This window comes from Burkholderia diffusa (assembly GCF_902499115.1).
Taxonomy (GTDB): Bacteria; Pseudomonadota; Gammaproteobacteria; order Burkholderiales; family Burkholderiaceae; genus Burkholderia; species Burkholderia diffusa.
Map to the genome: position 1 here is coordinate 37,184 of NZ_CABVPN010000013.1, position 21,065 is coordinate 58,248.

Sequence of the window (21,065 nt, forward strand, 5' to 3'; positions counted from 1 at the left end):
TAAATAATTTTCCGGATTCTAACACAGCCCGATCCGGCGCTTAACTACCCTGGCCCAAAGCCCTTACGCCTTCCCGCGCCACAACTGCTTAGTGTTTCTTGCCGCCGTCCCCGTCCTTCTTCAGCGCTTCCAGCGCCGCGAACGGATTCGGCCGTTTGCCTTCGTCCTCGTCTTCGGCGGACTCGTCGTCCGCGTCTTCCGAAGGACCGCTCGCACCCGACACGAGGCTTTCGTGAACTGCCGGGCAAACCTCGTGCTTGGGCACGAGCGGCAACGAAAGCAGCAACTCCTCTTCGATCAAGTCGACGAGATCGAACTGGCGTGAGCCCACGATCACATCGGCTTCATCGTCGTCGAGCGGAAATTCTTCAGCTTCTTCTTCGGTCGCAACGACCCGGTACGTCATGTCGACGTCGAACGTCTGGTCGTACGGGGTCATGCAGCGCTGGCACGTGAGCCACGCATGGCCATGCACCGCGAGGCGCAGATACGGCTGCTGCCCATCGGCGCCGTCGTCCTGCAACTCTTTCTGGGTGAACCCTTCGGCCTGCCACGTGAAGACCGTGTCACGATCGGGCGCGTCCGCCGGCACTTCGCTCAGCATGCGCGGCAGCTGCGACAGCCGCACGGCACCCGCTGCTTGCCGCCCGCTGCGGGCCAATTCGAACAGGTCGACCGCGTGCGGATCAAGCGACGCCGCAGGTTTGCCAGAAGAAGTGTTCATGTTGCGCTCCTGCCTACAGGCTGACTTGCGGGACCCGACTTGCTGGCGCCACATATTTGGCGCCGCACACGTGCGCGATCTACGCCGCGTACGATTACGTACTTTACGTCCGACGACCCGGCAGGCGCCACCACAGCGAAAGCCTGCCGATGAAAAGCGGGAAAGCATACCTGTTTTACCTTTTTCGGTCAATCACTTATGCTTGCGCCCTCGCAACACCGCGCCACACCTGACGACTCATCGACCCAACCGACCATGCCGGATACCGTTTGCCGCCCGCCGCGGCTGATTCTCGCCTCCAGTTCCCGCTACCGCCGCGCGCTCCTCGAGCGCCTCGGCATGCCGTTCGACGTCATGTCGCCCGACCTCGACGAAACCCCGCTCGCAGGAGAAGCGCCGGCCGAGACCGCACTGCGCCTCGCCGGCGCGAAGGCGCGCGCGGTCGCCGCGACGATCGACGCGCCGGACGGCGTGCTCGTGATCGGGTCGGACCAGGTCGCGACGTTCGACGGCCGCCAGATCGGCAAGCCCGGCACGCACGAGCGCGCGCTCGCGCAGCTCCTGTCGATGCAGGGCCGCGACGTCGAATTCCACAGTGCGCTCAGCCTGTACGACAGCCGCACGGGTGAAACCTGGAGCGAGGACGTCGTCACGCACGTGCGCTTCCGCTCGCTGTCCGAAGCCGAACTCGACGCTTACCTGCGCGCGGAAACGCCGTACGACGTCGCCGGCAGCGCGAAGTCAGAAGGGCTCGGCATCGCGCTGCTGGATGCCATCGACTCCGACGACCCCACGGCCCTCGTCGGCCTGCCGCTGATCGCGCTCACGCGGATGCTGCGCGCCGCGGGCTATCCATTGTTCGCTACCCAAGGAGACCGCGCATGACGGCCGGCACGCTCTATCTCGTCCCGAACACCCTCGGCGAAGGCGACGCATCGATGCTCGCCGCCGTGCTGCCCGCGGCCGTGCAGGCGCGCGCCGGCACGCTCGGCTACTACATCGGCGAAAACGCGAAAACGACCCGCGCGTTCCTGAAGAAGATCGGCACGACGCGGCCGATCCAGGAGATCGAGATTCGGGAACTGAACGTCAATACGCCGGCCGGCGAGATCGACCGGCTGCTCGCACCGGTACTGGCGGGCGCGGACGCCGGGCTCGTATCCGAGGCCGGCTGCCCCGCCGTTGCCGATCCCGGCGCGCTGCTGGTCCGCCGGGCGCACGAGCGCGGCGTGAAAGTCGTGCCGCTCGTCGGGCCGAGTTCGATCCTGCTAGCGCTGATGGCATCGGGCCTGAACGGCCAGAGTTTCGCGTTCAACGGCTATCTGCCGGTCGATGCGGCCGCGCGCGCGAAACGCCTGCGTGAACTCGAGCAGTTGTCGCGCAAGGCGCGCCAGACGCAGATATTCATCGAGACGCCGTACCGGAACCATGCGATGCTCGATACGCTCGTCGCGACCTGCGCGCCGTCGACGCAGATCTGCGTCGCGGCCGACTTGACCCTCGAAACCGAGACGATCGCCAGCCGTTCGGTGGCCGACTGGAAAAAGGCGCCGGCGCCGAACCTGCACAAGCGCCCCGCCATCTTCCTGCTGCTCGCGAACTGAGATCGGCACCGGCAACAGCCTCGCGGCACGGGGCGCCCCGCCCCAATCGGCGCGGCGCCGGCCGGCTGGCGCTCAGCGCAGGCTGAACGACGTGCCGCCCGCGGTCAGCGCCTTCATCGCTGCACCGCCGACCGCCGCGCCGAACTTGCGCGCAACACGATTCGTCAGGCTTTCCTTCACCGTGTAGTCGACGAGATCCGGCGCCTTCAGCACGTCGCGCGCGACCGTGTCGGTCGTGCCGTAGCCGTCGGCGAGCCCGAGTTCGACGCTCTTCTCGCCGGTCCAGAACAGGCCCGAGAACATGTCGGGCGTTTCGTGCAGCCGCTTGCCGCGGCCATCCTTCACGGCCTTGATGAACTGCGCATGGACCTGGTCGAGCAGCGCCTGCGCATGGGCATCCATCTTCGGCGTGTCGGGCGAGAACGGGTCGTAGAAGCCCTTGTTTTCACCCGCTGTGTGCAGGCGGCGATCGACGCCCAGCTTGCCCATCAGGCCCGTGAAGCCGAACCCGTCCATCAGCACCCCGATCGAGCCGACGATACTCGCCTTGTCGACGAAGATCTTGTCGGCGGCGGACGCAATGTAATAGCCACCCGATGCGCACATGTCGGTCACGACGACGTACAACGGCTTGTCCGGATACTTCGTGCGGAGCCGGCGGATCTCGTCATAGACCATTCCTGCCTGCACCGGGCTGCCGCCCGGGCTGTTGATCCGCAGCACGACGCCGGCCGTGCCGCTGTCGTCGAAAGCGGCATCCAGCGCCGTATTGATGTCGTCGGCATTCGCGTTGGTGCCCGCCGCGATCTCGCCGTCGATCGTCACGAGCGCCGTGTGGCGCCCGCTCGACGAGAACTTCGAGTCGCTCGAGAAATCGATCAGCGCGAACGCGAGCAGCACGAATACGCCGAGAAACGCAAAGCGGAAGAAGATCTTCCAGCGCCGCGCCGCGCGCTGTTCCTTGACGGCCGCGAGCGCGATCCGCTCGAGCGCCGCACGCTCCCAGTTCGGTTCGCGGCTGTCGGGACGGGAGGAGGAATCAGGGATGTTCGGTTGGTCGGCCATGCAGTAATGTCTTCAGTCGGTCGTGGCGGAAGGGGGCGGAGCGGCGGGGCCCAAGTCGGCATCCGGCACCCAGAATACCGCACGCCCGTCCGGCGTGTCGCGCTCGTCGACTTCGACCGGCCGCAGGCGACCGCCGCGGCATGGGCCGCCGACACACTTGCCGGTATCCGGCGCATAGATCGCGCCGTGCGTCGCACACATCAGGTACAGGCCCGACGACTCGAAGAACTGCCCTTCGGCCCAGTCGAGTTCCATCGGCACGTGCGCGCAGCGGTTCAGGTAGCCGTACGCACGACCTTCGTAGCGCACGAAGAACACGACCGCCTGCTCGCCGCGCAGCGATGCGTCGACGCGCACGCCGGCACCGCCGTCGGCCAGCGCGTCCGATGCACACACGCGCACGACTTCCGGCGCCGTGCTCATGCGTGCTCCCGCAGCCACGCCGCCAGCGCGCCGACGTCCGGCGCGACGAAGCGCGGCGTCAGCGCGGCCAGCGCATCGGCCGTGTGCGCACCATACGAAACACCGATGCCGGCGGCCCCGGCACTGGCGGCCATCTGCAGGTCGTGCGTGGTGTCGCCGATCATCACGGTACGCGCAAGATCCTGCCCCAATTCGCGCGACAGTTCGTGAAGCATCGCCGGGTGCGGCTTCGAGAACGTTTCGTCCGCGCAGCGCGTCGCATCGAACAGGCTCGTCAGCTTTGACTGGTCGAGCACGCGGTTCAGCCCGACTCGGCCCTTGCCGGTCGCGACCGCGAGCAGGTAACCCATGTCGCGCAATTCCGCGAGCAGTTCGCGCACGCCGGCGAACAGCTCGATGCGCTGATCGTCCAGCAAGTAGTGATGGCGATAACGTTCGGCCAGCCGCGGATAGTCGGACGGATCGAGGGTCGGCGCAGTAATCTGAAGCGCATCGCGCAGGCCGAGGCCGATCACATAGCGGGACGCCTCGTCCGACGGCGTGGGTAGGCCGAGATCGCGGCACGCGGCCTGGATGCTGTGCGCGATGTGCGCAGTCGAATCCATCAGCGTGCCGTCCCAGTCGAAGACGATCAGGTCAAATTGCTGTCGGGCCATGCGAGTCAGGCGGTATCGCGCAGAGCGCTGAGTTGATCGAGGAAGCGCCGGCATTCGTCCGGCAGCGGCGCGTCGAACTGCAGCGCCTCGCCGGTCAGCGGATGGGTGAGCTTCAGCCGGTGCGCGTGCAGGAACATCCGCTTGAGCGACGGCTGCGCATTCGCGCGCGCCAGCGCCTTGTTCAGTGCGAAGTCGCCATACTTGGCGTCGCCGGCGATCGGCAGGCCGAGATGCGCGAGGTGCACACGAATCTGATGGGTCCGACCCGTTTTGAGTTCCGCTTCGACCAGCGCATAGTCCGGCCAGCGCTCGATCAGGTTGAACACCGTGTGCGACGGCAGGCCGTCGTCCTGCACGCGCACCCGCCGCTCCCCTTCCGGGGTCGAATACTTGAACAGCGGCGCCTTCACCGCACGGCGGCGGCCCCAGTCGGCCTGCCATTCTCCATGTCCGCACGCGAAGTAACGCTTGTCCATCCGGTTCTCGCGAATCTGCTCGTGCAGGCCGACGAGCGCCGAGCGCTTCTTCGCGAGCATCAGGATCCCGGACGTCTCGCGGTCGAGCCGATGCACGAGTTCGAGGAACTTCGCGCGCGGACGCGCCTGACGCATCTGCTCGATCACGCCGAACGCAACGCCGCTGCCGCCGTGCACGGCGACGCCGGCCGGCTTGTTGATGACGAGCATGGCGTCGTCTTCGTACAGCACCTCGAATTGCGCGGGCGGCACGATCGGCGTGTCGGCGCGCGCGAGGTCCGCCGCGGCCACGCGCACGGGCGGTACGCGCACGATGTCGCCGAGAGCGAGCCGGTACTGCGCATCGATCCGGCCCTTGTTCACGCGCACTTCGCCGCTGCGCAGGATCCGGTAAATATGGCTTTTCGGCACGCCTTTACAGACGCGCAACAGGAAGTTGTCGATCCGCTGACCGGCCGAGTTTTCGTCGATCTCGATCATCGATACCTGGCCGCTTGCGACTGAATTCTGGGATATTTTGCCTAACTCATTCATACTGAATATAATTTTGCCCAGCCTGACGTTGAGGGTGGCCTGACCGGCCGGCCCCGACCGAGTCGGGCAAGGTGCAAGCGGAAACCATTATTTTACTTGCGCCGGGGGTCCGCTGCTCGCCCCTAATCAAAGAGATGCAGCAAGTTGCACGCACGGCGCCGCCCGTCGGCAAGGATCGCGCCCACAGGCGGATTCGGTCGGCAAGGCGCCGCGGTAACGGAAAGTTGGTTGAAAAGAATTTGATCGGCAGCCCGACGGCGCGAAGTGCGTCCGCAGGCTGCCGGTTGCGAAAATTACGGCGTTGCGCCCGATTTGGCCCCGCGAAGCGTGCGGGGCTTGGCGACGTCAAACCAGGGAAGTACACCCCAAGCGGGAAAGTCGGGCTGGATTCGATACTCCCCGCTGCGGCCCAAGCCGCAGCATCTGCCGCCCGTCGGCGCGCGCGACGCATTGCGCGCGCCCGTGGCAATGCGCGGACTCAGGCTTAGCGCGCTTTTTTGCAGCGTGCGGTGTGTGAACGCCGTGCTTTGAAGCCGTATTCGCAGGTGCCCTACGGCCGCCGGCCCCGTCTTTCGGGCCCAAGCGCCTCTTCAGGCAATTCTCCCCGCCATCGTTCCCGCTCCAGCGTGCTTGTGACAACACAACAAGGTGCGGCCTGCCGTCGTTCCCGCCCTCGCGACTGACAACCGCGAGGCGCCGGCTGCGGAGCCGCCTGGAGTCGTACATGAAACGCATGCTGTTCAATGCGACGCAGCAGGAGGAGCTGCGCGTCGCCATCGTTGATGGGCAAAAGCTCATCGACATCGACATCGAGACAGCCGGGCGCGAACAGCGCAAAGGCAATATCTACAAAGGTGTCGTCACCCGCATCGAGCCGTCGCTCGAAGCGTGCTTCGTCAACTACGGCGAAGATCGCCACGGCTTCCTGCCGTTCAAGGAAGTCGCCCGCCAGTACTTCAAGGAAGGCATCGACATGCGCTCCGCGCGCATCCAGGATGCCCTGCGCGAAGGCCAGGAGCTGATCGTCCAGGTCGAGAAGGAAGAGCGCGGCAACAAGGGCGCCGCCCTCACGACCTTCATCTCGCTCGCCGGCCGCTACCTGGTGCTGATGCCGAACAATCCGCGCGGCGGCGGTGTATCGCGCCGGATCGAGGGCGACGAGCGCCAGGAACTGCGCGAAACGATGTCGCAACTGCAGATTCCGGACGGCATGAGCATGATCGCCCGTACCGCGGGCATCGGCCGCAGCGCCGAGGAACTGCAGTGGGACCTGAACTACCTGCTGCAACTGTGGCGCGCGATCGAAGCGGCGTCGCAAAGCGGCAACTCCGGCCAGCCGATGCTGATCTACCTGGAATCGAGCCTCGTGATCCGCGCGATCCGGGACTATTTCCAGCCCGATATCGGCGAAATCCTGATCGACACGACCGAGATCTACGATCAGGCCCGTGCGTTCATGGACATCGTGATGCCGGACAACGTGTCGAAGGTGAAGCGCTACCACGACGACGTGCCGCTGTTCTCCCGCTTCCAGATCGAGCACCAGATCGAAACGGCCTACTCGCGCACGGTGCCGCTGCCGTCGGGCGGCGCGATCGTGATCGACCACACCGAAGCGCTCGTCGCGATCGACGTGAACTCGGCGCGCGCGACCAAGGGTGCGGACATCGAGGAAACGGCGACCCGCACGAACCTCGAAGCGGCCGACGAAGTGGCCCGCCAGCTCCGCCTGCGCGACCTCGGCGGCCTGATCGTGATCGACTTCATCGACATGGAGTCGGCGAAGAGCCAACGCGAAGTCGAGCAGCGCCTGAAAGACGCGCTCAAGCATGACCGTGCACGCGTGCAGATGGGCAAGATCTCCCGCTTCGGCCTGATGGAACTGTCGCGTCAGCGCCTGCGTCCGGCCCTGTCGGAAGGCAGCCACGTGACGTGCCCGCGCTGCAACGGCACCGGCCACATCCGCGATACCGAATCGTCCGCGCTGCAGGTCCTGCGGATCATTCAGGAAGAAGCGATGAAGGAAAACACCGCGGCGATCCACTGCCAGGTGCCGGTCGAGGTGACCGCCTTCCTGCTCAACGAAAAGCGTCAGGAAATCAACAAGATCGAGTCGCGCTTCAAGGTCGGCATCGTGCTGATCCCGAACAAGCACCTCGATACGCCGCACTACAAGCTCGAGCGCCTGCGCCATGACGACGCGCGCCTCGACGATCCGCGTGCGTCCTGGAAGATGGCAGAGGAAGCCGCCCGCGAACTGGAGTCGGAAACCGGCTACAGCAAGCGTGCGGCCGACGTGAAGCCGAAGCAGGAAGCGGCGGTCAAGGGCATCACGCCCGAGCGTCCGGCACCGAGCCCGGCACCGCAGCGCCCGGTCGAGCCGGCGGTTGCGGCGCCCGCACCGGTCGCCGCGGCGAGCGGCGGTTTCATCGGCTGGCTGAAGGGTCTGTTCGGCATGTCGCCGGCTCCGGCGCCCGCGCCGGTCGCACCGGCACCGGCCAAGGAACAGGCAACCCGTCCGGCCCGCGAGCGGACCGAGAAGACCGAGCAGCGCGGCGGCGATCGCAACCGCAACCGCCGTGGCGGCGCCCAGCAGGCTCAGGGTGGCCGCGACCAGGCAGCGGCAGGCCGTGGCCAGTCGCAACGCCTGGAACGCGAAGGCAAGGAAGGTCGCGAGCCGCGCGAGGGTCGCGAACCGCGTGAAGGCCGCGAACCGCGTGAAGGCCGCGAACCGCGCGAAAGCCGCGAGCCGCGTGAAGGTCGCGAGCCGCGCGAAAGCCGTGAGGGTCGAGAAAGTCGCGAAGGCCGTGGCCCGCGCGAAGGCCGCGAGCCGCGTGAACCGCGCGAGAACCGCGAACCGCGCGAGCGCACCGAGCAGCCGGAAGCCGTCGAGGCAGCCGGCCGCGGCGAGCGCCAGGAGCGCGGCGAACGTCGCGAGCGCGGAGAGCGCCGCAAGCCGATGCAACACGCGGCGACGCTCGAAACCGTCACCCGTGGCGAAAACCATCCGGAAGCGGATGCCGACCAGGCCGCAGCCGTCGCCCTGCCGGGCGCCGATGTCGCAGCCGACGCGGAAGCCAGCGCACGTGACGGCGAGGAACGTCGCCGCCGCCGCCGCGGTCGCCGTGGCGGTCGTCGCGAGCGCGAGGACGAAGGCGCAGTCGTCGACCACGCCGAGCAAGGCGCGGACGGCGAAGTCGCCATGCAGGCCGTGACGACGGAACCCTCGAGCGCGGACGAGCCGGCTCATACGGCCGTATCGGTCGCACCGGTCGTAGTCGAGCCGCAACCGGCACCGGTTCGCGTCGAAGCAACGCCGGTCGCACCGCTCGAGCCCGCCGTCGTCGCACCGGCAGCCGAATCGGCACCGGTCGCGCCGGCCGCTGCTCCGGAAGCCGGCCCGGCTCCGGTCGCGGTTTCGCCGACCGATGCGTTCGAAGTGCCGGCCGCGCCCGCTGCCGTCGAAGCGCCGCAGTCCGCGCCCGTCGAGCAGGCCGCACCGGCACCGGTCGTCGCAGCCGAAGCGGTTCCGGCCGTTGTCGAACCGGCTCACGTCGAACCGGCTCGCCTCGAACCCGCTCGCGTCGAACCGGCCCGCGTCGAAACCGCACCGGTCGAAGCCGTTGCTGCGCCAGCTCCGGCGCCCGTGCAACCGGCCGCTGCGCCAGCTTCGGCGAGCCTCGATGCCGTGCTGGAACAAGCCGGTCTCGTGTGGGTGAACACCGACGCCGACAAGTTCCGCGCTGCTCAGGAAGCCGCGTCGCGCCTGCCGCGCGCGGTCCGCGTTCCGCGCGAGCGCAAGGCGCTGCCGCCGGTCGACCCGACCCCGATGCAGCAGGTCGAAACGTCGCAACATTAAGCGGCGCATCGCCCGACCAGGAAAAGCCCGCCCCCGGCGGGCTTTTCCATTTCCGCGCCGAGGGTTTCCGCCCACCGGCCCGGCCAGGCGCTTGCGGCTAGAATAGAAGCTTGGCTCGCACTTCTTTCGACATGTCCCGACGCATCATTCCCCTCGCAGACGTCAGCGGGATGCCGGATATCTCCGGCGTCGCGCATACCCCTGACGGCGCCTTGGCCGACACGTTCGCCAGGCCGCTGCGCGACCTGCGCATCTCGGTGACGGACCGTTGCAACTTCCGTTGCGTGTACTGCATGCCGCGCGACGTGTTCGACAAGAACTACCCGTTCCTGCCGCACAGCGCGCTGCTCACGCACGAGGAGATCGAACGCGTGGCGCGGCTGTTCGTCGCACACGGCGTCGAAAAGATCCGGATCACCGGCGGCGAACCACTGCTGCGCAAGAACCTCGAATTCCTGATCGAGCGCCTCGCGCGCCTGACGACCCATGACGGCCGCCCGCTCGACCTGACGCTGACCACCAATGGCTCGCTGCTCGCGCGCAAGGCGCGCGCGCTGAAGGATGCCGGCCTCACGCGCGTGACGGTCAGCCTCGACGCGCTCGACGATACGTTGTTCAAGCGCATGAACGACGCCGACTTCGCGAGCGCCGACGTGCTCGACGGCATCTTCGCCGCGCAGGCCGCGGGCCTCGCGCCGGTCAAGGTCAACATGGTCGTGAAGCGCGGCACCAACGACAGCGAGATCCTGCCGATGGCCGAGCGCTTCCGCGGCACCGGCGTGATCCTGCGTTTCATCGAATACATGGACGTCGGCACGTCGAACGGCTGGAACATGACCGAAGTGCTGCCGTCCGCGGACGTCGTCGCACGGATCGCCGAACAGTTCCCGCTCGTGCCGCTCGAGCCGCACACGGCGGCGGAAACCGCGCAGCGCTGGGGCTATGCGGACGGCAGCGGTGAAATCGGCGTGATCTCGAGCGTCACACAGGCATTTTGCGGCGACTGCACGCGCGCGCGGTTGTCGACCGAAGGCAAGCTGTACCTGTGCCTGTTCGCGTCAACTGGCCATGACCTGCGTGCCCTGGTGCGCGGTGGCGCCAGCGACGCCGAGATCGCGACCGCGATCGCCCGGATCTGGCAGGCCCGCACCGACCGCTATTCGCAGCTGCGCGGCAGCGCGGCCACCGACGCGGCACCCCACGGTGCCGGCAAGCGCGTAGAAATGTCGTACATCGGCGGCTGACGCGCGCCCGCCGCCCCGATTTCCCGCGATGTCCGCTTCCACCTCGCCTTCCATCACCGGCCTGCTGCTCGCGGGCGGGCGGGCGACGCGCATGGATGGCGCCGACAAGGGCCTGCAACTGCTCGACGGCACGCCGCTTGCGCTGCACGTGTTGCGCCGGCTCTCGCCGCAGGTCGACGAGACGCTGATCAGCGCAAATCGCAACGCCGAACGCTACGCCGAGCTCGGTGCGCCGTTCGCCGCGCGCATCGTGCCGGACGAAACACCCGATTTCCCCGGCCCGCTGGCGGGTCTGCTGGCCGGCATGCGGGCGGCGCGCGCACCGCTCGTCGCATGCTCGCCGTGCGACACACCCTATCTGCCGACCGACCTCGTCGCACGACTGCACGCGGCGCTCGATGCGCAGCAAGCCGACATCGCGATGGCGGTGACCGTCGACGCGCAACAGGCACGTTCGCCGCAGCCGACCTTCGCGCTGCTGCGAACGTCGCTCGCCGACGATCTCGCGGCCGGACTCGCGGCCGGCGAGCGCAAGGTGCGTGCGTGGTACGCACGCCACAAGACGGTCGAAGTCGAGTTTTGCGACGAGCGTGCGTTTTACAATGCCAACTCCTGGCAGGAACTTGCCGCGCTTGCCCGCCGCTGACGGCACCGGCATCCGTTCCCGCCCGCCGCATGCGCCTTCGCGCTCCGGCGCCCTCCGCGCGCCACCGGCCACGAACCCGATACGCCTTGCGGCGCAGTCACACTGATGATCACGCAATCCTCGCCCGCCTCCCGAACCGCACCCGATTCCGCTGCCACGTTGTCGCTCGCCGATGCGCAGGCGCTCGCGTGCCGGTTCGCGGTGCCGGTCGACGCGTGCGACACGGTGCCGCTGCATGACGCCCTTGACCGCGTGCTCGCGGCCGACGTCAATGCGCCGTTCGACATCCCCGCGTACGACAACTCGGCAATGGACGGCTATGCATTCGACTGCGGCGCACACACGCCTGCATCGGCCCCCGACATCGCATTGACGGTCGCCGGCACGGCGTTCGCCGGCCATCCGTTCGATGGAGCCGTGGCGCCCAGTACGTGTATCCGCATCATGACCGGCGCGCCGATGCCGGCCGGATGCGACACGGTCATTCCGCAGGAACGCGTGCGCGTCGACGGCGACGTCATCCGCTTCGCCGCGCACGACGTCACGCGCGGAGCAAACTGCCGCCGGGCCGGCGAGGACCTCGCGCGCGGCGCCTGCGCGCTTGCCGCTGGCCGCATCCTGCGCCCGTCCGATCTCGGCCTGCTCGCATCGTTCGGGTTGCGCGAAGTCACGGTGCGCCGCCGCGTGCGCGTCGCCGTGTTCTCGACCGGCGACGAACTGCGCGAACCCGGCGAGCCGCTCGGCCGCGGCACGCTGTACGACAGCAATCGCGGGATGCTGGTCGCGATGCTCGAAAGGCTGCACATCGACGCGCTCGACCTCGGGATCGTCCGCGACGATCCGGCTGCCCTCGAGCGCGCGCTGCGCGATGCCGCCGCCGCACAGGCGGACGCGGTGATCACGTCAGGCGGCGTGTCGGTCGGCGAAGCCGATTTCACGCGCGACGTGATGGCACGGCTTGGCGACGTGACCTTCGCTAGCCTCGCGCTGCGGCCCGGCCGGCCGCTCGCGTGCGGCACGCTCGCACCTGCGGGCGACGGCGCCGGCCACGTGCTGTTCTTCGGGCTGCCCGGCAATCCGGTCGCCTCCGCCGTGACGTTCTATGCGATCGTGCGCCCCGCGCTGCTGACGCTGGCCGGCGCGCATGCGCCACCGCCGGCGCTGTATACGGCACGCAGCACGCAGGCGCTGAAAAAGCGCCCGGGCCGTACCGAATACCTGCGCGCCATCGCGACGCGCGACGCCGACGGCCAGTGGCTTGTCGCGCCGGCCGGTTCGCAAAGTTCCGCATCGCTGAGCGGCCTCGCGGCCGCCAACTGTTTCATCGTCCTGGGCCACGATTGCGCAGCAGTCGACGCGGGCGCCCCGGTCGACATCCTGCCGCTCGACGGCTTGATCTGAATTCCAATCGGTATATCTCTACGGGGCAATCCGCACATGAAAAAACAAATCTCGTCGATCGCCGCGGGGCAGACCGCTAAGGCGCTGATCCTCGTCTACCTGACGTTCAGCGTGCCGATCGTGCTGCTCGGCATCCTGGTCGCGTACATCCGCTACGGGATGGTCGAACTGAGCACGATCCTGAGCGCGCTGCTGCTGAACGCGATCCTCGGTTTCGTGCTGCTGTGGATCGCCTGCCACGCGTACAACTGGGTCGCGTCGCGCTTCGGCGGCATCGAGATCGTGCTGTCCGATCCGCCGGAGGAAGCGTGAGCGGCACGCCGCTGATCCGCACGGCCGAGGCGCGCGACGTCGGCGCGATCCTCGCGCTGATGCGCGAGCTGGCCGAGTTCGAGAAGCTCACGCACCTGTTCGTCGCGAGCGACGCCGACCTGGCCGACGCGCTGTTCGGCGAGCGCCCCGCCGCCGAAGCGCTGGTGGCCGAGGGCGACGGCGCGATCGTCGCGTATGCGCTGTTCTTTCACAACTATTCGACGTTCCTCGGCCGTCGCGGCCTCTATCTCGAGGATCTGTACGTGCAGCCGTCGCAGCGCGGCACGGGCCTCGGCACCGCGATGCTGCAGCACCTCGCAGCACTCGCAGTCGAGCGCCGCTGTGCTCGTTTCGAATGGTCGGTGCTCGACTGGAACCAGCCGGCGATCGACTTCTACCAGAAGATGGGCGCGACCGTGCTGCCCGAGTGGCGCATCGTGCGCGTCACCGGGGATGCACTGAACACGCTCGCCGCACGTTGAACGTGGGCCGGCCACGCTGGTCGATGCTGCAAAAGAAAACGGGCGCCGTAGCGCCCGTTTTTCGTTCCAGCCGGCTTCGGCTGTACGCGTGATGCGTCATGCATCGTCCGCATCGGCTCCATCGGCGCCTTCCGTGCCGAGCAGCCCGGCGGCCGCCTCACCTGGCAACGCCTCGACCTGCTTCAGCTTGCGGTTCATCACGCGGGTGCGCTGCTCGGCGGACTCGATCGAGCGCGTGACCGTTTCAAGCTGCGCCTTCGTGCGCGCGAGCACATCGCCGAACTTGCCGAATTCGGTCTTCACTGCACCGAGCACCTGCCACACTTCGCTCGAGCGCTGCTCGATCGCGAGCGTGCGGAAGCCCATCTGCAGACTGTTCAGCAGCGCAGTCAGCGTCGTCGGCCCGGCCACCGTCACGCGATAGTCGCGCTGCAGCAGGTCGGTCAGCCCCGGGCGGCGCAGGATCTCCGCATAGAGCCCCTCGGTCGGCAGGAACAGCAGCGCGAAATCGGTCGTATGCGGCGGTGCGACGTACTTCTCGGCGATCGTGCGCGCTTCCAACCGCACGCGCGCCTCGAGCGCACGGGCCGCGTCCTCGACCGCCGCCGAATCGGCACGCTCCTGCGCGTCGATCAGCCGCTCGTAGTCCTCGCGCGGGAATTTCGCGTCGATCGGCAGCCACACCGGCGGCGCGTCGCGCGTGCCAGCGTCGCGCCCCGGCAGCCGGATCGCGAACTCGACGCGTTCGCTGCTCTTCGGCACCGTCGCGACGTTCTTCGCGTACTGGTCGGGCGTGAGCATCTGCTCGAGCAAGGCCTCGAGCTGCACCTCGCCCCAGGTGCCGCGCGTCTTCACGTTGGTCAGCACCTTCTTCAGATCCCCAACACCGGCCGCGAGGGTCTGCATCTCGCCGAGCCCGCGGTGTACCTGCTCGAGCCGGTCCGACACGAGCTTGAACGATTCGCCGAGCCGCTGTTCGAGCGTCGCATGCAGCTTCTCGTCGACGGTGCGGCGCATCTCCTCGAGCTTCGCCGCATTGTTCGTCTCGATTTCCTTCAGCCGCTGTTCGAGCGTCGCACGCACTTCGCCGATCCGGCGATCGTTGGCCTCGGTCAGTTGCGTGAGCTGCCGGTTCAGCGTGTCACCGAACAGCCGCAGCGCGACCGTCTGCTCTTCACGCGCCTGCTGCGCCTGGCGCTGCACGCTCTCGCGCATCGCGTCGAACTGCTGCGCGTTGCCCGCGACGAGCTTGCCCAGCTGTTGCGCGAAGCCCTCGATCTGATTGTTCTGCACGGTCGCGATGCTCGTGAGCTGCGTCGCGAGCGTCTGCTGAAGCTGCGAGAAACTGCCAGCAAGCTCGGTGCGCGAGCCTCGTGCGTTCTCGACGATCTCGCCACGCAGCTCGCGCTCGAGCCGCTCGACCGCGAGCGCCTGCGCGTGCGCGGCGTCCTCGATCTGGTCACCCAGCACGGCCGCATCGTCGTGGCGGCCGCCACCGCGCACGATCGCGACGATCGCCACCGCGAGCGCGACGGCCAGCACGACGACCGCCGCCAGCAACAACATCGTCGTCATGCGCGCGGCTTCCCGATTACGTCAGGGTTGATCGCGTTCGGCGGCTGCCCCGCGCGCGGCCCTTCGCCCAGCGCGGCGATCAGGTTGTCGGCCGCGAGGTTCGCCATCGCACGGCGCGTCTTCTCGGTCGCGCTCGCGATGTGCGGCGTCAGCACGACGTTCGGTACCTTGAGCAGCGCTGGATGGACGCTCGGTTCGCCTTCATAGACGTCGAGGCCGGCCGCGGCGATCGTCCCGTCGCGCAGCGCGACGGCCAGCGCTGCGTCGTCGACGATGCCGCCGCGCGCGATGTTGGTCAGCGTCGCGGTGGGCTTCATCTTCGCGAGCTCGGCCGCGCCGATCGTGTGATGGTTCTCCTTCGTGTACGGCAGCACGAGAACGACGTGATCGGCGCGCGCCAGCAACGCATCCTTCGACACGTATTCGGCGTTCAGCTCGGCCTCGATCTCGGGCGCAACCCGCGACCGGTTGTGATAGATCACCTGCATCCCGAAGCCGCGCGCGCGCCGTGCGAGTGCCTGACCGATGCGCCCCATCCCGATGACGCCGAGTGTCGAGCCGTAAATGTCGCTGCCGAGGAAACCGTCGTACGCCCACTTCTTCCAGTGTCCGGCGCGCAACCAGTGCTCGGATTCGGCGATCCGCCGCGCGGCGGCCATCATCAGCGCCCAGCCGAAATCCGCGGTGGATTCGTTCAGCACGTCGGGCGTATTGGTGCCGAGCACGTTCGCAGCGTTGAACGCGGCCATGTCGAAATTGTTGTAGCCGACCGCCATGTTCGACACGACGCGCAGGCGCGGCGCCGCCGCGAGCGCGGCCGCGCCGACCGGGTCGCCCGCCGTCAGCGCGCCGTCCTTGTCCGCGAGGCGCGCGGCGAGCGCGTCGGGGGCGAGCGCATCGCCATTGTTCCAGTCGACTTCGAAATACTGCTCGAGCCGTTCGATCACGTCCGGAAAGATCGGACGTGCGACCAGGATCTTCTGCATCGCCATCTCCGCATGCCGCGGCCGGCACGCGGCACTTCGTGCGCCGCCGGAGCCGTCCGCGCTTGGTTGAAAATCGTCAGCCTACGCCGGGAAGAAGATCCACGACGTCAGCAGGAATACGGGTACCAGGATCACGAGCGCCCAGCCGAGATAGGCGAAGAAGCTCGGCATCCTCACGCCGCGCGATTCCGCGATCGCCTTCACCATGAAGTTCGGCGCATTGCCGATGTAGCTGTTCGCTCCCATGAACACCGCCCCCGCGGAAATCGCGGCGAGCGTCGTCGCGCCGGTCGTCATCAGCGCTTGCGCATCGCCGCCCGCGAGGTTGAAGAACACGAGATAGGTCGGCGCGTTGTCGAGGAACGACGACAGCAGGCCGGTCGCCCAGAAATACATCGCGTCGATCGGCTTGCCGTCGGGCCCCGTGACGAGATGGACGATCTGTGCGAACGCACCGTCCGCACCCGCGCGCAGGATCACGATCACCGGTGCGATCGTCACGAAGATCCCCGCGAACAGCTTCGCGACCTCCTCGATCGGCGCCCAGTTGAACGCGTTGCCTTCGCGCGCCGAGCGCGGCGTCAGCGCGAGCGACGCGAGCGCCACGACGACCAGCGCGACATCGCGCACGAGATTCTGCAGTGCGACGTGCGTGCCCCACACGTCGAACGAGATGCCCGGCTTCCAGATGCCGCTCATCAGCACGAGGCCGATCACGGCCGCGAGCAGCACGAAGTTGACCTTGCCGTCGATCGACAGCGCGCCGCCGTCGGGCGTCGGGTCGAGTGCGGCCGGCCGCTCCTCACCGGCCTTCCGGTAGAAGTACGTATCGAGCACGAAGAAAAGCGTCAGCAGCACCGCGCAGATGAACAGCATCGGCAGCGCGAGATGCGTGGTCGTCCAGAAGAAGCTCACTCCATTCAGGAAGCCGAGGAACAGCGGCGGATCGCCGAGCGGCGACAGCGAGCCGCCCGCGTTCGCGACGAGGAAGATGAAGAAGATCACGACGTGTACGACGTGCTTGCGGTTATCGTTCGCGCGCAGCAGCGGCCGGATCAGCAGCATCGCCGCGCCCGTCGTGCCCATCACGCTCGCGAGCAGCGTGCCGAGCGCGAGGATCGCGGTGTTCAGCTTCGGCGTGCCGTGCAGGTTGCCGTTGACGCAAATGCCGCCCGCGACCGTATAGAGCGCCGTCAACAGCACGATGAACGGGATGTATTCCTCGAGCAGCGCGTGCACGAGCGTACCGAACGCCGTGCTCGCACCAAACGCGACGGCGAACGGGACCAGGAACACGATCGCCCACGCTGCGGCGATCTTGCCGAAGTGGTGATGCCAGAACACCGGCGCGACGAGCGGGAACACCGCGATGGACAGCAGGATCCCGGCGAACGGGATGCCCCAGAGTGCGGACAGCGTGGCACCGTCGAGCGTGGCGGCCGATGCAAGCGCGGGAACGGCGCCAAGCGCGGCTCCCGACGCCATGCCCGCCCAGGCGGCATGTCGTTTCATGCAGAACTTCCTTGTGCGAGTGAGTCGAGTGAGGATGGATCAGGTGCGTGCGTCATGCGCCGCGTACGACGATCACGTGAACGCGGTACGGGCCGTGCGCGCCCAGCACGATGGTCTGCTCGATATCGCCCGTGCGCGACGGGCCCGATACGAAATTGACCGCGCGCGGCAATTCGCCGCGCTCCGCGCGAATCAGCGCGAATGCGTCTTCATGGCCCGCGACGATCCGCGACGCCGGCACGATCGCGATGTGCGTCTCCGGCAGCAGCGCGGCCGATGCATAGGTGTCGGGGCCGGACAGCAACACCAGCGAACCCGTTTCGGCGGTTGCGCAGAAGCAGCCGGTGAGGCCGACGAGATCACCGTCGCGCGGTTTGCGGCATTCGACCGACAGGCCGGCGCCGGCCCAGTCGAGCTCGGCCAGCGTGCGCCATGCGACGGCCTGCATCGGCAGGCCGTGAGCGGAAAGATAGCGGGCGGCGGCGAACGGCGCGTCGGCCAGTGTCGCGACTTCGTCGACCGTCGTCGAGAGGCGAGCCGCTTCGTCGCCGAATGCGGCGACGAGGTCGGCCGGCATCGGCGGGCGCGGCCCCTCGGGATGGCGGGCGAGGTAGTCGGCGACGCCGTCGCGCTCCGCTGCATCGGGTTCGGGCGCGCGTCGTTGCGACGCGCGAATGCGTGCGAGGATCTGGCGACGCGCAGCGGAAGTGTCCATGAACGGTCCTCGTGACGTTGGCGTGCGATACCGTCGGATTATACCGGCCGCCCTCGCCGCGACGCACCTGGCCGCATGGCCGACGCTTACTGCGATGCGTCCTCGTCGACCGGCTGCGCGATGCCGAACACCTGGCGCAGGTACGCGAGATACGCCTTGTCGTCGCACATGCTCTTGCCCGGCGAATCCGACAGCTTCGCGACCGGCTGTCCGTTGCATCGGACCATCTTGATCACGATCTGCAGCGGCACGTAGCCGAGATCGTTCGTGAGGTTGGTGCCGACGCCGAACGCGAGCTTGCAGCGGTTGCGGAACCGTTCGTACAGCTGCATGACCTTCGGGATGTCGAGCGCGTCGGAGAACACGAGCACCTTGGTACGCGGGTCGCAGCGGTTCGCCTCGTAGTGGCGCAGCATGCGCTCGCCCCACTCGAACGGATCGCCCGAATCGTGGCGCGCGCCGTCGAACAGCTTGCAGAAGTACATGTCGAAGTCGTTCAGGAACGCGTCCATCCCGTAGACGTCCGACAGCGCGATCCCGAGGTCGCCGCGATACTCCTTCGCCCACATCTCGAAACCATAGGTCTGTGAATCGCGCAGCCGCGGGCCGAGCGCCTGGCAGGCCTGCAGGTATTCGTGGGCCATCGTGCCGAGCGGCGTCAGGCCGTGCTTCATCGCGTAGAACACGTTGCTGGTGCCCGCGAACTGCGGCCCGAGCCCGTCGCGCAGCGTCAGCGCGACCTCCTCGTGCCACACCTTCGAGAAGCGCCGGCGCGTGCCATAGTCGGCGATCTTGCAGTCGGCGAACTCGGGCTTCGCGCCGAGCAGCTTGATCTTCTCGCGCAGCCGTTCGCGGCCTTCGCGATAATCGGGCTCGCGCTGCGTATTGCGGAAATAGACCTCGTTGACGATCGCGAGCGCCGGAATCTCGAACAGGATCGTGTGCAGCCACGGCCCCTCGATCACGATGTCGATCTCGCCGTTGCCCTTCGGAGAAGGCGTGATCGAGATGTATTTCTCGTTCAGATGGAACAGCGCGAGGAAGTCGACGAAGTCGCTCTTGATGAAGCGCATGCGCCGCAGGTAGTCGAGTTCGTCGTCGGTGAAGCGCAGCGAACACAGGCCGCGCACCTCGTCGCGGATCTCGTCGATGTACGGGACGAGATCGACGCCGGGCGTGCGACACCGGAACCGGTACTCGACGTGTGCGGCAGGAAAGTGATGCAGGACGACCTGCATCATCGTGAACTTGTAGAGATCCGTGTCGAGCAGCGAAGTGATGATCATGATTGCGGTACCGCCAATATCGAGACACGGCCCCGGCGCACCGCGCGCCGCCCGGTCTGCCGGCCATGTTACCCGAATGCGGGCCCGACCATCGTGAAACCGCCTCCCCCTTGCCCACCGCGTCGTGCGGCCGCCCGCACGCACCGCGCCCACGGTCGGCCCCATAAACTAATCACGAAACGATATAAGCCGGAAAGCCGACCACGCCATGCGGGTTTTGCGCTTCAGTTACAATGCCGCTTTTGGCGCAAACGCCACCCCATATATACCGCGAAGCAGGAGCGTTTTAATGACTCACGTTGTGACCGAAGGCTGCATCAAGTGCAAATACACGGATTGCGTGGATGTGTGCCCGGTGGATTGCTTCCGTGAAGGTCCCAACTTTCTCGCCATCGATCCGGACGAGTGCATCGACTGCGCCGTGTGCGTCGCCGAGTGCCCGACCAATGCGATCTATGCCGAAGAAGACGTTCCGGGCGACCAGCAGCAGTTCACCGAGCTGAACGCCGAACTGGCGAAGAACTGGCCGTCCATCACGAAGACGAAGCCGGCACCGGCCGACGCGGACGAGTGGAAGGACGTGCAGGACAAGCTGCACCTGCTCGAACGCTGATCGCGCAGCGGCGCCGCAAAATTTTTTGCACTCCGCCGCTCAAAAGTATTGACAGGTTAGCGAACGCTCCATAAAATCTCGTTTCTCTGCTGTTGTTGTTTGTTCCCCGATAGCTCAGTCGGTAGAGCGCCGGACTGTTAATCCGTAGGTCCCTGGTTCGAGCCCAGGTCGGGGAGCCAAAAACGCAAGAGCCCGTTGAAAGTGGACGGGTTTTTTGTTGGCCATCAAACAAGCACGCAGATGTACCGATTTATTCCCCGATAGCTCAGTCGGTAGAGCGCCGGACTGTTAATCCGTAGGTCCCTGGTTCGAGCCCAGGTCGGGGAGCCAGACAGCAGAAGGCCCGTCATTCGACGGGCCTTTTGTTTTTCCGGCGCCCGTCGGTCACCGCCGCGCATGCTAGAGTCTCTGTCCCGCATTCGCATCCGGTTCCGTCGATGAAGCATCACCTCCTTTCCGCCGCGCCGTTCGCCCTTCTCCTCTCCGCCTTTGCCGCCGCGCCGCTCGCGCACGCGGAGGAAGTCGGCAGCGTCAACACCCATTTCCGCGTGACGGGCTCTGACCGCGTGGTCGTCGAAGCGTACGACGATCCGCTCGTGACGGGCGTCACCTGCTACGTGTCGCGGGCGCGCACCGGCGGGATCAAGGGCACGCTCGGCGTCGCCGAGGATCCGAGCGAAGCGTCGATCGCGTGCCGGCAAGTCGGCCCGCTCAGCTTCAAGGAGCCGCTCAAGCAGCAGACCGACGTGTTCAGCGAGCGGATGTCGTTCATCTTCAAGACGCTGCACGTCGTGCGTGTGGTCGACAAGAAGCGCAACACGCTCGTCTACCTGACCTACAGCGACCGCATCGTCAGCGGCAGCCCGAAGAACGCCGTGACCGCGGTGCCGATGCCGGCCGGCACGACGATTCCGGTCAAGTAAGCCCGCGCCGGCCGGGCGCTCGAGCGATA

General features: G+C 67.2%; 20 protein-coding genes and 2 tRNA genes. 12 read left to right on the forward strand and 10 right to left on the reverse strand.

Translation table 11 applies throughout. The features are described from left to right. Positions 1 to 88 precede the first annotated feature (88 nt). Positions 89 to 724: a YceD family protein gene (locus BTE28158_RS14815; RefSeq protein WP_151048388.1), complete on the reverse strand. Its 636-nt coding sequence runs from the start codon at positions 722 to 724 to the stop codon at positions 89 to 91. 255 nt (positions 725 to 979) lie between these two features. Between BTE28158_RS14815 and BTE28158_RS14820 the strand changes: the two genes are divergently transcribed. Further along, the gene (locus tag BTE28158_RS14820) at positions 980 to 1,609 is read left to right on the forward strand and encodes a Maf-like protein (protein ID WP_124902111.1); all 630 of its coding nucleotides are present in this window, start codon (positions 980 to 982) and stop codon (positions 1,607 to 1,609) included. Next, the gene (locus tag BTE28158_RS14825) at positions 1,606 to 2,328 is read left to right on the forward strand and encodes an SAM-dependent methyltransferase (RefSeq protein WP_059447957.1); all 723 of its coding nucleotides are present in this window, start codon (positions 1,606 to 1,608) and stop codon (positions 2,326 to 2,328) included. Before BTE28158_RS14820 ends, BTE28158_RS14825 begins: the two co-directional genes overlap by 4 nt. 72 nt (positions 2,329 to 2,400) lie before the next feature. Here the strand turns inward: BTE28158_RS14825 and BTE28158_RS14830 are convergent, their stop codons facing one another. From BTE28158_RS14830 to BTE28158_RS14845, 4 genes are read right to left on the reverse strand one after another with little or no spacing between them, the layout of a single operon-like run. Further along, positions 2,401 to 3,393 carry a S49 family peptidase gene (locus tag BTE28158_RS14830; protein ID WP_124623335.1) on the reverse strand — a complete coding sequence of 331 codons (993 nt, stop codon included), beginning with the start codon at positions 3,391 to 3,393 and terminating at the stop codon, positions 2,401 to 2,403. A 12-nt stretch (positions 3,394 to 3,405) separates the two neighbouring features. Then, positions 3,406 to 3,816 carry a Rieske (2Fe-2S) protein gene (locus tag BTE28158_RS14835; protein ID WP_059607024.1) on the reverse strand — a complete coding sequence of 137 codons (411 nt, stop codon included), beginning with the start codon at positions 3,814 to 3,816 and terminating at the stop codon, positions 3,406 to 3,408. Beyond that, a complete protein-coding gene (locus tag BTE28158_RS14840; RefSeq protein ID WP_059607022.1) occupies positions 3,813 to 4,472 on the reverse strand; it encodes an HAD-IA family hydrolase in 660 nt (219 codons plus the stop codon). Before BTE28158_RS14840 ends, BTE28158_RS14835 begins: the two co-directional genes overlap by 4 nt. A gap of 5 nt (positions 4,473 to 4,477) precedes the next feature. After that, positions 4,478 to 5,482 (reverse strand): RluA family pseudouridine synthase, encoded by a 1,005-nt coding sequence (locus BTE28158_RS14845; protein WP_059607020.1) that lies wholly within the window; start codon positions 5,480 to 5,482, stop codon positions 4,478 to 4,480. A 724-nt stretch (positions 5,483 to 6,206) separates the two neighbouring features. Here BTE28158_RS14845 and BTE28158_RS14850 point away from each other — a divergent pair. From BTE28158_RS14850 to BTE28158_RS14875, 6 genes are all read left to right on the forward strand, one after another. Beyond that, complete coding sequence (locus BTE28158_RS14850; protein WP_151048372.1) at positions 6,207 to 9,341, forward strand: Rne/Rng family ribonuclease; 3,135 nt, start codon at positions 6,207 to 6,209, stop codon at positions 9,339 to 9,341. A 131-nt stretch (positions 9,342 to 9,472) separates the two neighbouring features. Next, positions 9,473 to 10,585 carry a GTP 3',8-cyclase MoaA gene (gene moaA / locus BTE28158_RS14855; protein ID WP_151048371.1) on the forward strand — a complete coding sequence of 371 codons (1,113 nt, stop codon included), beginning with the start codon at positions 9,473 to 9,475 and terminating at the stop codon, positions 10,583 to 10,585. Between the two features lie 28 nt (positions 10,586 to 10,613). Next, the gene (gene mobA, locus BTE28158_RS14860; protein ID WP_151048370.1) at positions 10,614 to 11,231 is read left to right on the forward strand and encodes a molybdenum cofactor guanylyltransferase MobA; all 618 of its coding nucleotides are present in this window, start codon (positions 10,614 to 10,616) and stop codon (positions 11,229 to 11,231) included. 105 nt (positions 11,232 to 11,336) lie between these two features. Continuing rightward, positions 11,337 to 12,632 carry a molybdopterin molybdotransferase MoeA gene (moeA, locus tag BTE28158_RS14865; protein ID WP_151048369.1) on the forward strand — a complete coding sequence of 432 codons (1,296 nt, stop codon included), beginning with the start codon at positions 11,337 to 11,339 and terminating at the stop codon, positions 12,630 to 12,632. Positions 12,633 to 12,668: 36 nt separating this feature from the next. Beyond that, positions 12,669 to 12,944 (forward strand): hypothetical protein, encoded by a 276-nt coding sequence (locus BTE28158_RS14870; RefSeq protein WP_006476519.1) that lies wholly within the window; start codon positions 12,669 to 12,671, stop codon positions 12,942 to 12,944. After that, positions 12,941 to 13,426 carry a GNAT family N-acetyltransferase gene (locus BTE28158_RS14875; protein ID WP_151048368.1) on the forward strand — a complete coding sequence of 162 codons (486 nt, stop codon included), beginning with the start codon at positions 12,941 to 12,943 and terminating at the stop codon, positions 13,424 to 13,426. Before BTE28158_RS14870 ends, BTE28158_RS14875 begins: the two co-directional genes overlap by 4 nt. Before the next feature lie 96 nt (positions 13,427 to 13,522). Here BTE28158_RS14875 and BTE28158_RS14880 read toward each other — a convergent pair whose 3' ends face one another. The 5 genes from BTE28158_RS14880 to pncB form a co-directional block, all read right to left on the reverse strand. After that, positions 13,523 to 15,001: a DNA recombination protein RmuC gene (locus tag BTE28158_RS14880; protein WP_151048367.1), complete on the reverse strand. Its 1,479-nt coding sequence runs from the start codon at positions 14,999 to 15,001 to the stop codon at positions 13,523 to 13,525. After that, on the reverse strand, positions 14,998 to 15,987 hold the full coding sequence (locus BTE28158_RS14885) for a 2-hydroxyacid dehydrogenase (RefSeq protein WP_174919945.1): 990 nt from the start codon (positions 15,985 to 15,987) through the stop codon (positions 14,998 to 15,000). The genes BTE28158_RS14880 and BTE28158_RS14885 overlap by 4 nt, the downstream gene beginning before the upstream one ends. 81 nt (positions 15,988 to 16,068) lie before the next feature. Continuing rightward, entirely contained in the window at positions 16,069 to 17,499 is a 1,431-nt protein-coding gene (locus BTE28158_RS14890) for a sodium:proton antiporter (protein WP_059607007.1), read from the reverse strand. A 52-nt stretch (positions 17,500 to 17,551) separates the two neighbouring features. Then, positions 17,552 to 18,214 carry a LutC/YkgG family protein gene (locus BTE28158_RS14895; RefSeq protein WP_151046993.1) on the reverse strand — a complete coding sequence of 221 codons (663 nt, stop codon included), beginning with the start codon at positions 18,212 to 18,214 and terminating at the stop codon, positions 17,552 to 17,554. An 86-nt stretch (positions 18,215 to 18,300) separates the two neighbouring features. Next, positions 18,301 to 19,500, reverse strand: coding sequence for a nicotinate phosphoribosyltransferase (gene pncB, locus BTE28158_RS14900; protein ID WP_059607002.1), 1,200 nt, complete (start codon positions 19,498 to 19,500; stop codon positions 18,301 to 18,303). 289 nt (positions 19,501 to 19,789) lie between these two features. On the opposite strand from pncB, the gene fdxA reads away from it, so the two are divergent. The 4 genes from fdxA (at position 19,790) to BTE28158_RS14920 (ending at position 21,036) form a co-directional block, all read left to right on the forward strand. Continuing rightward, on the forward strand, positions 19,790 to 20,113 hold the full coding sequence (fdxA, locus tag BTE28158_RS14905; protein ID WP_011544919.1) for a ferredoxin FdxA: 324 nt from the start codon (positions 19,790 to 19,792) through the stop codon (positions 20,111 to 20,113). 103 nt (positions 20,114 to 20,216) lie between these two features. Then, positions 20,217 to 20,292 (forward strand) — tRNA-Asn (locus tag BTE28158_RS14910). Positions 20,293 to 20,367: 75 nt separating this feature from the next. Then, positions 20,368 to 20,443, forward strand: a tRNA-Asn gene (locus BTE28158_RS14915). A gap of 107 nt (positions 20,444 to 20,550) precedes the next feature. After that, entirely contained in the window at positions 20,551 to 21,036 is a 486-nt protein-coding gene (locus tag BTE28158_RS14920) for a CreA family protein (protein ID WP_151046995.1), read from the forward strand. The last annotated feature ends 29 nt before the right edge of the window (positions 21,037 to 21,065 follow it).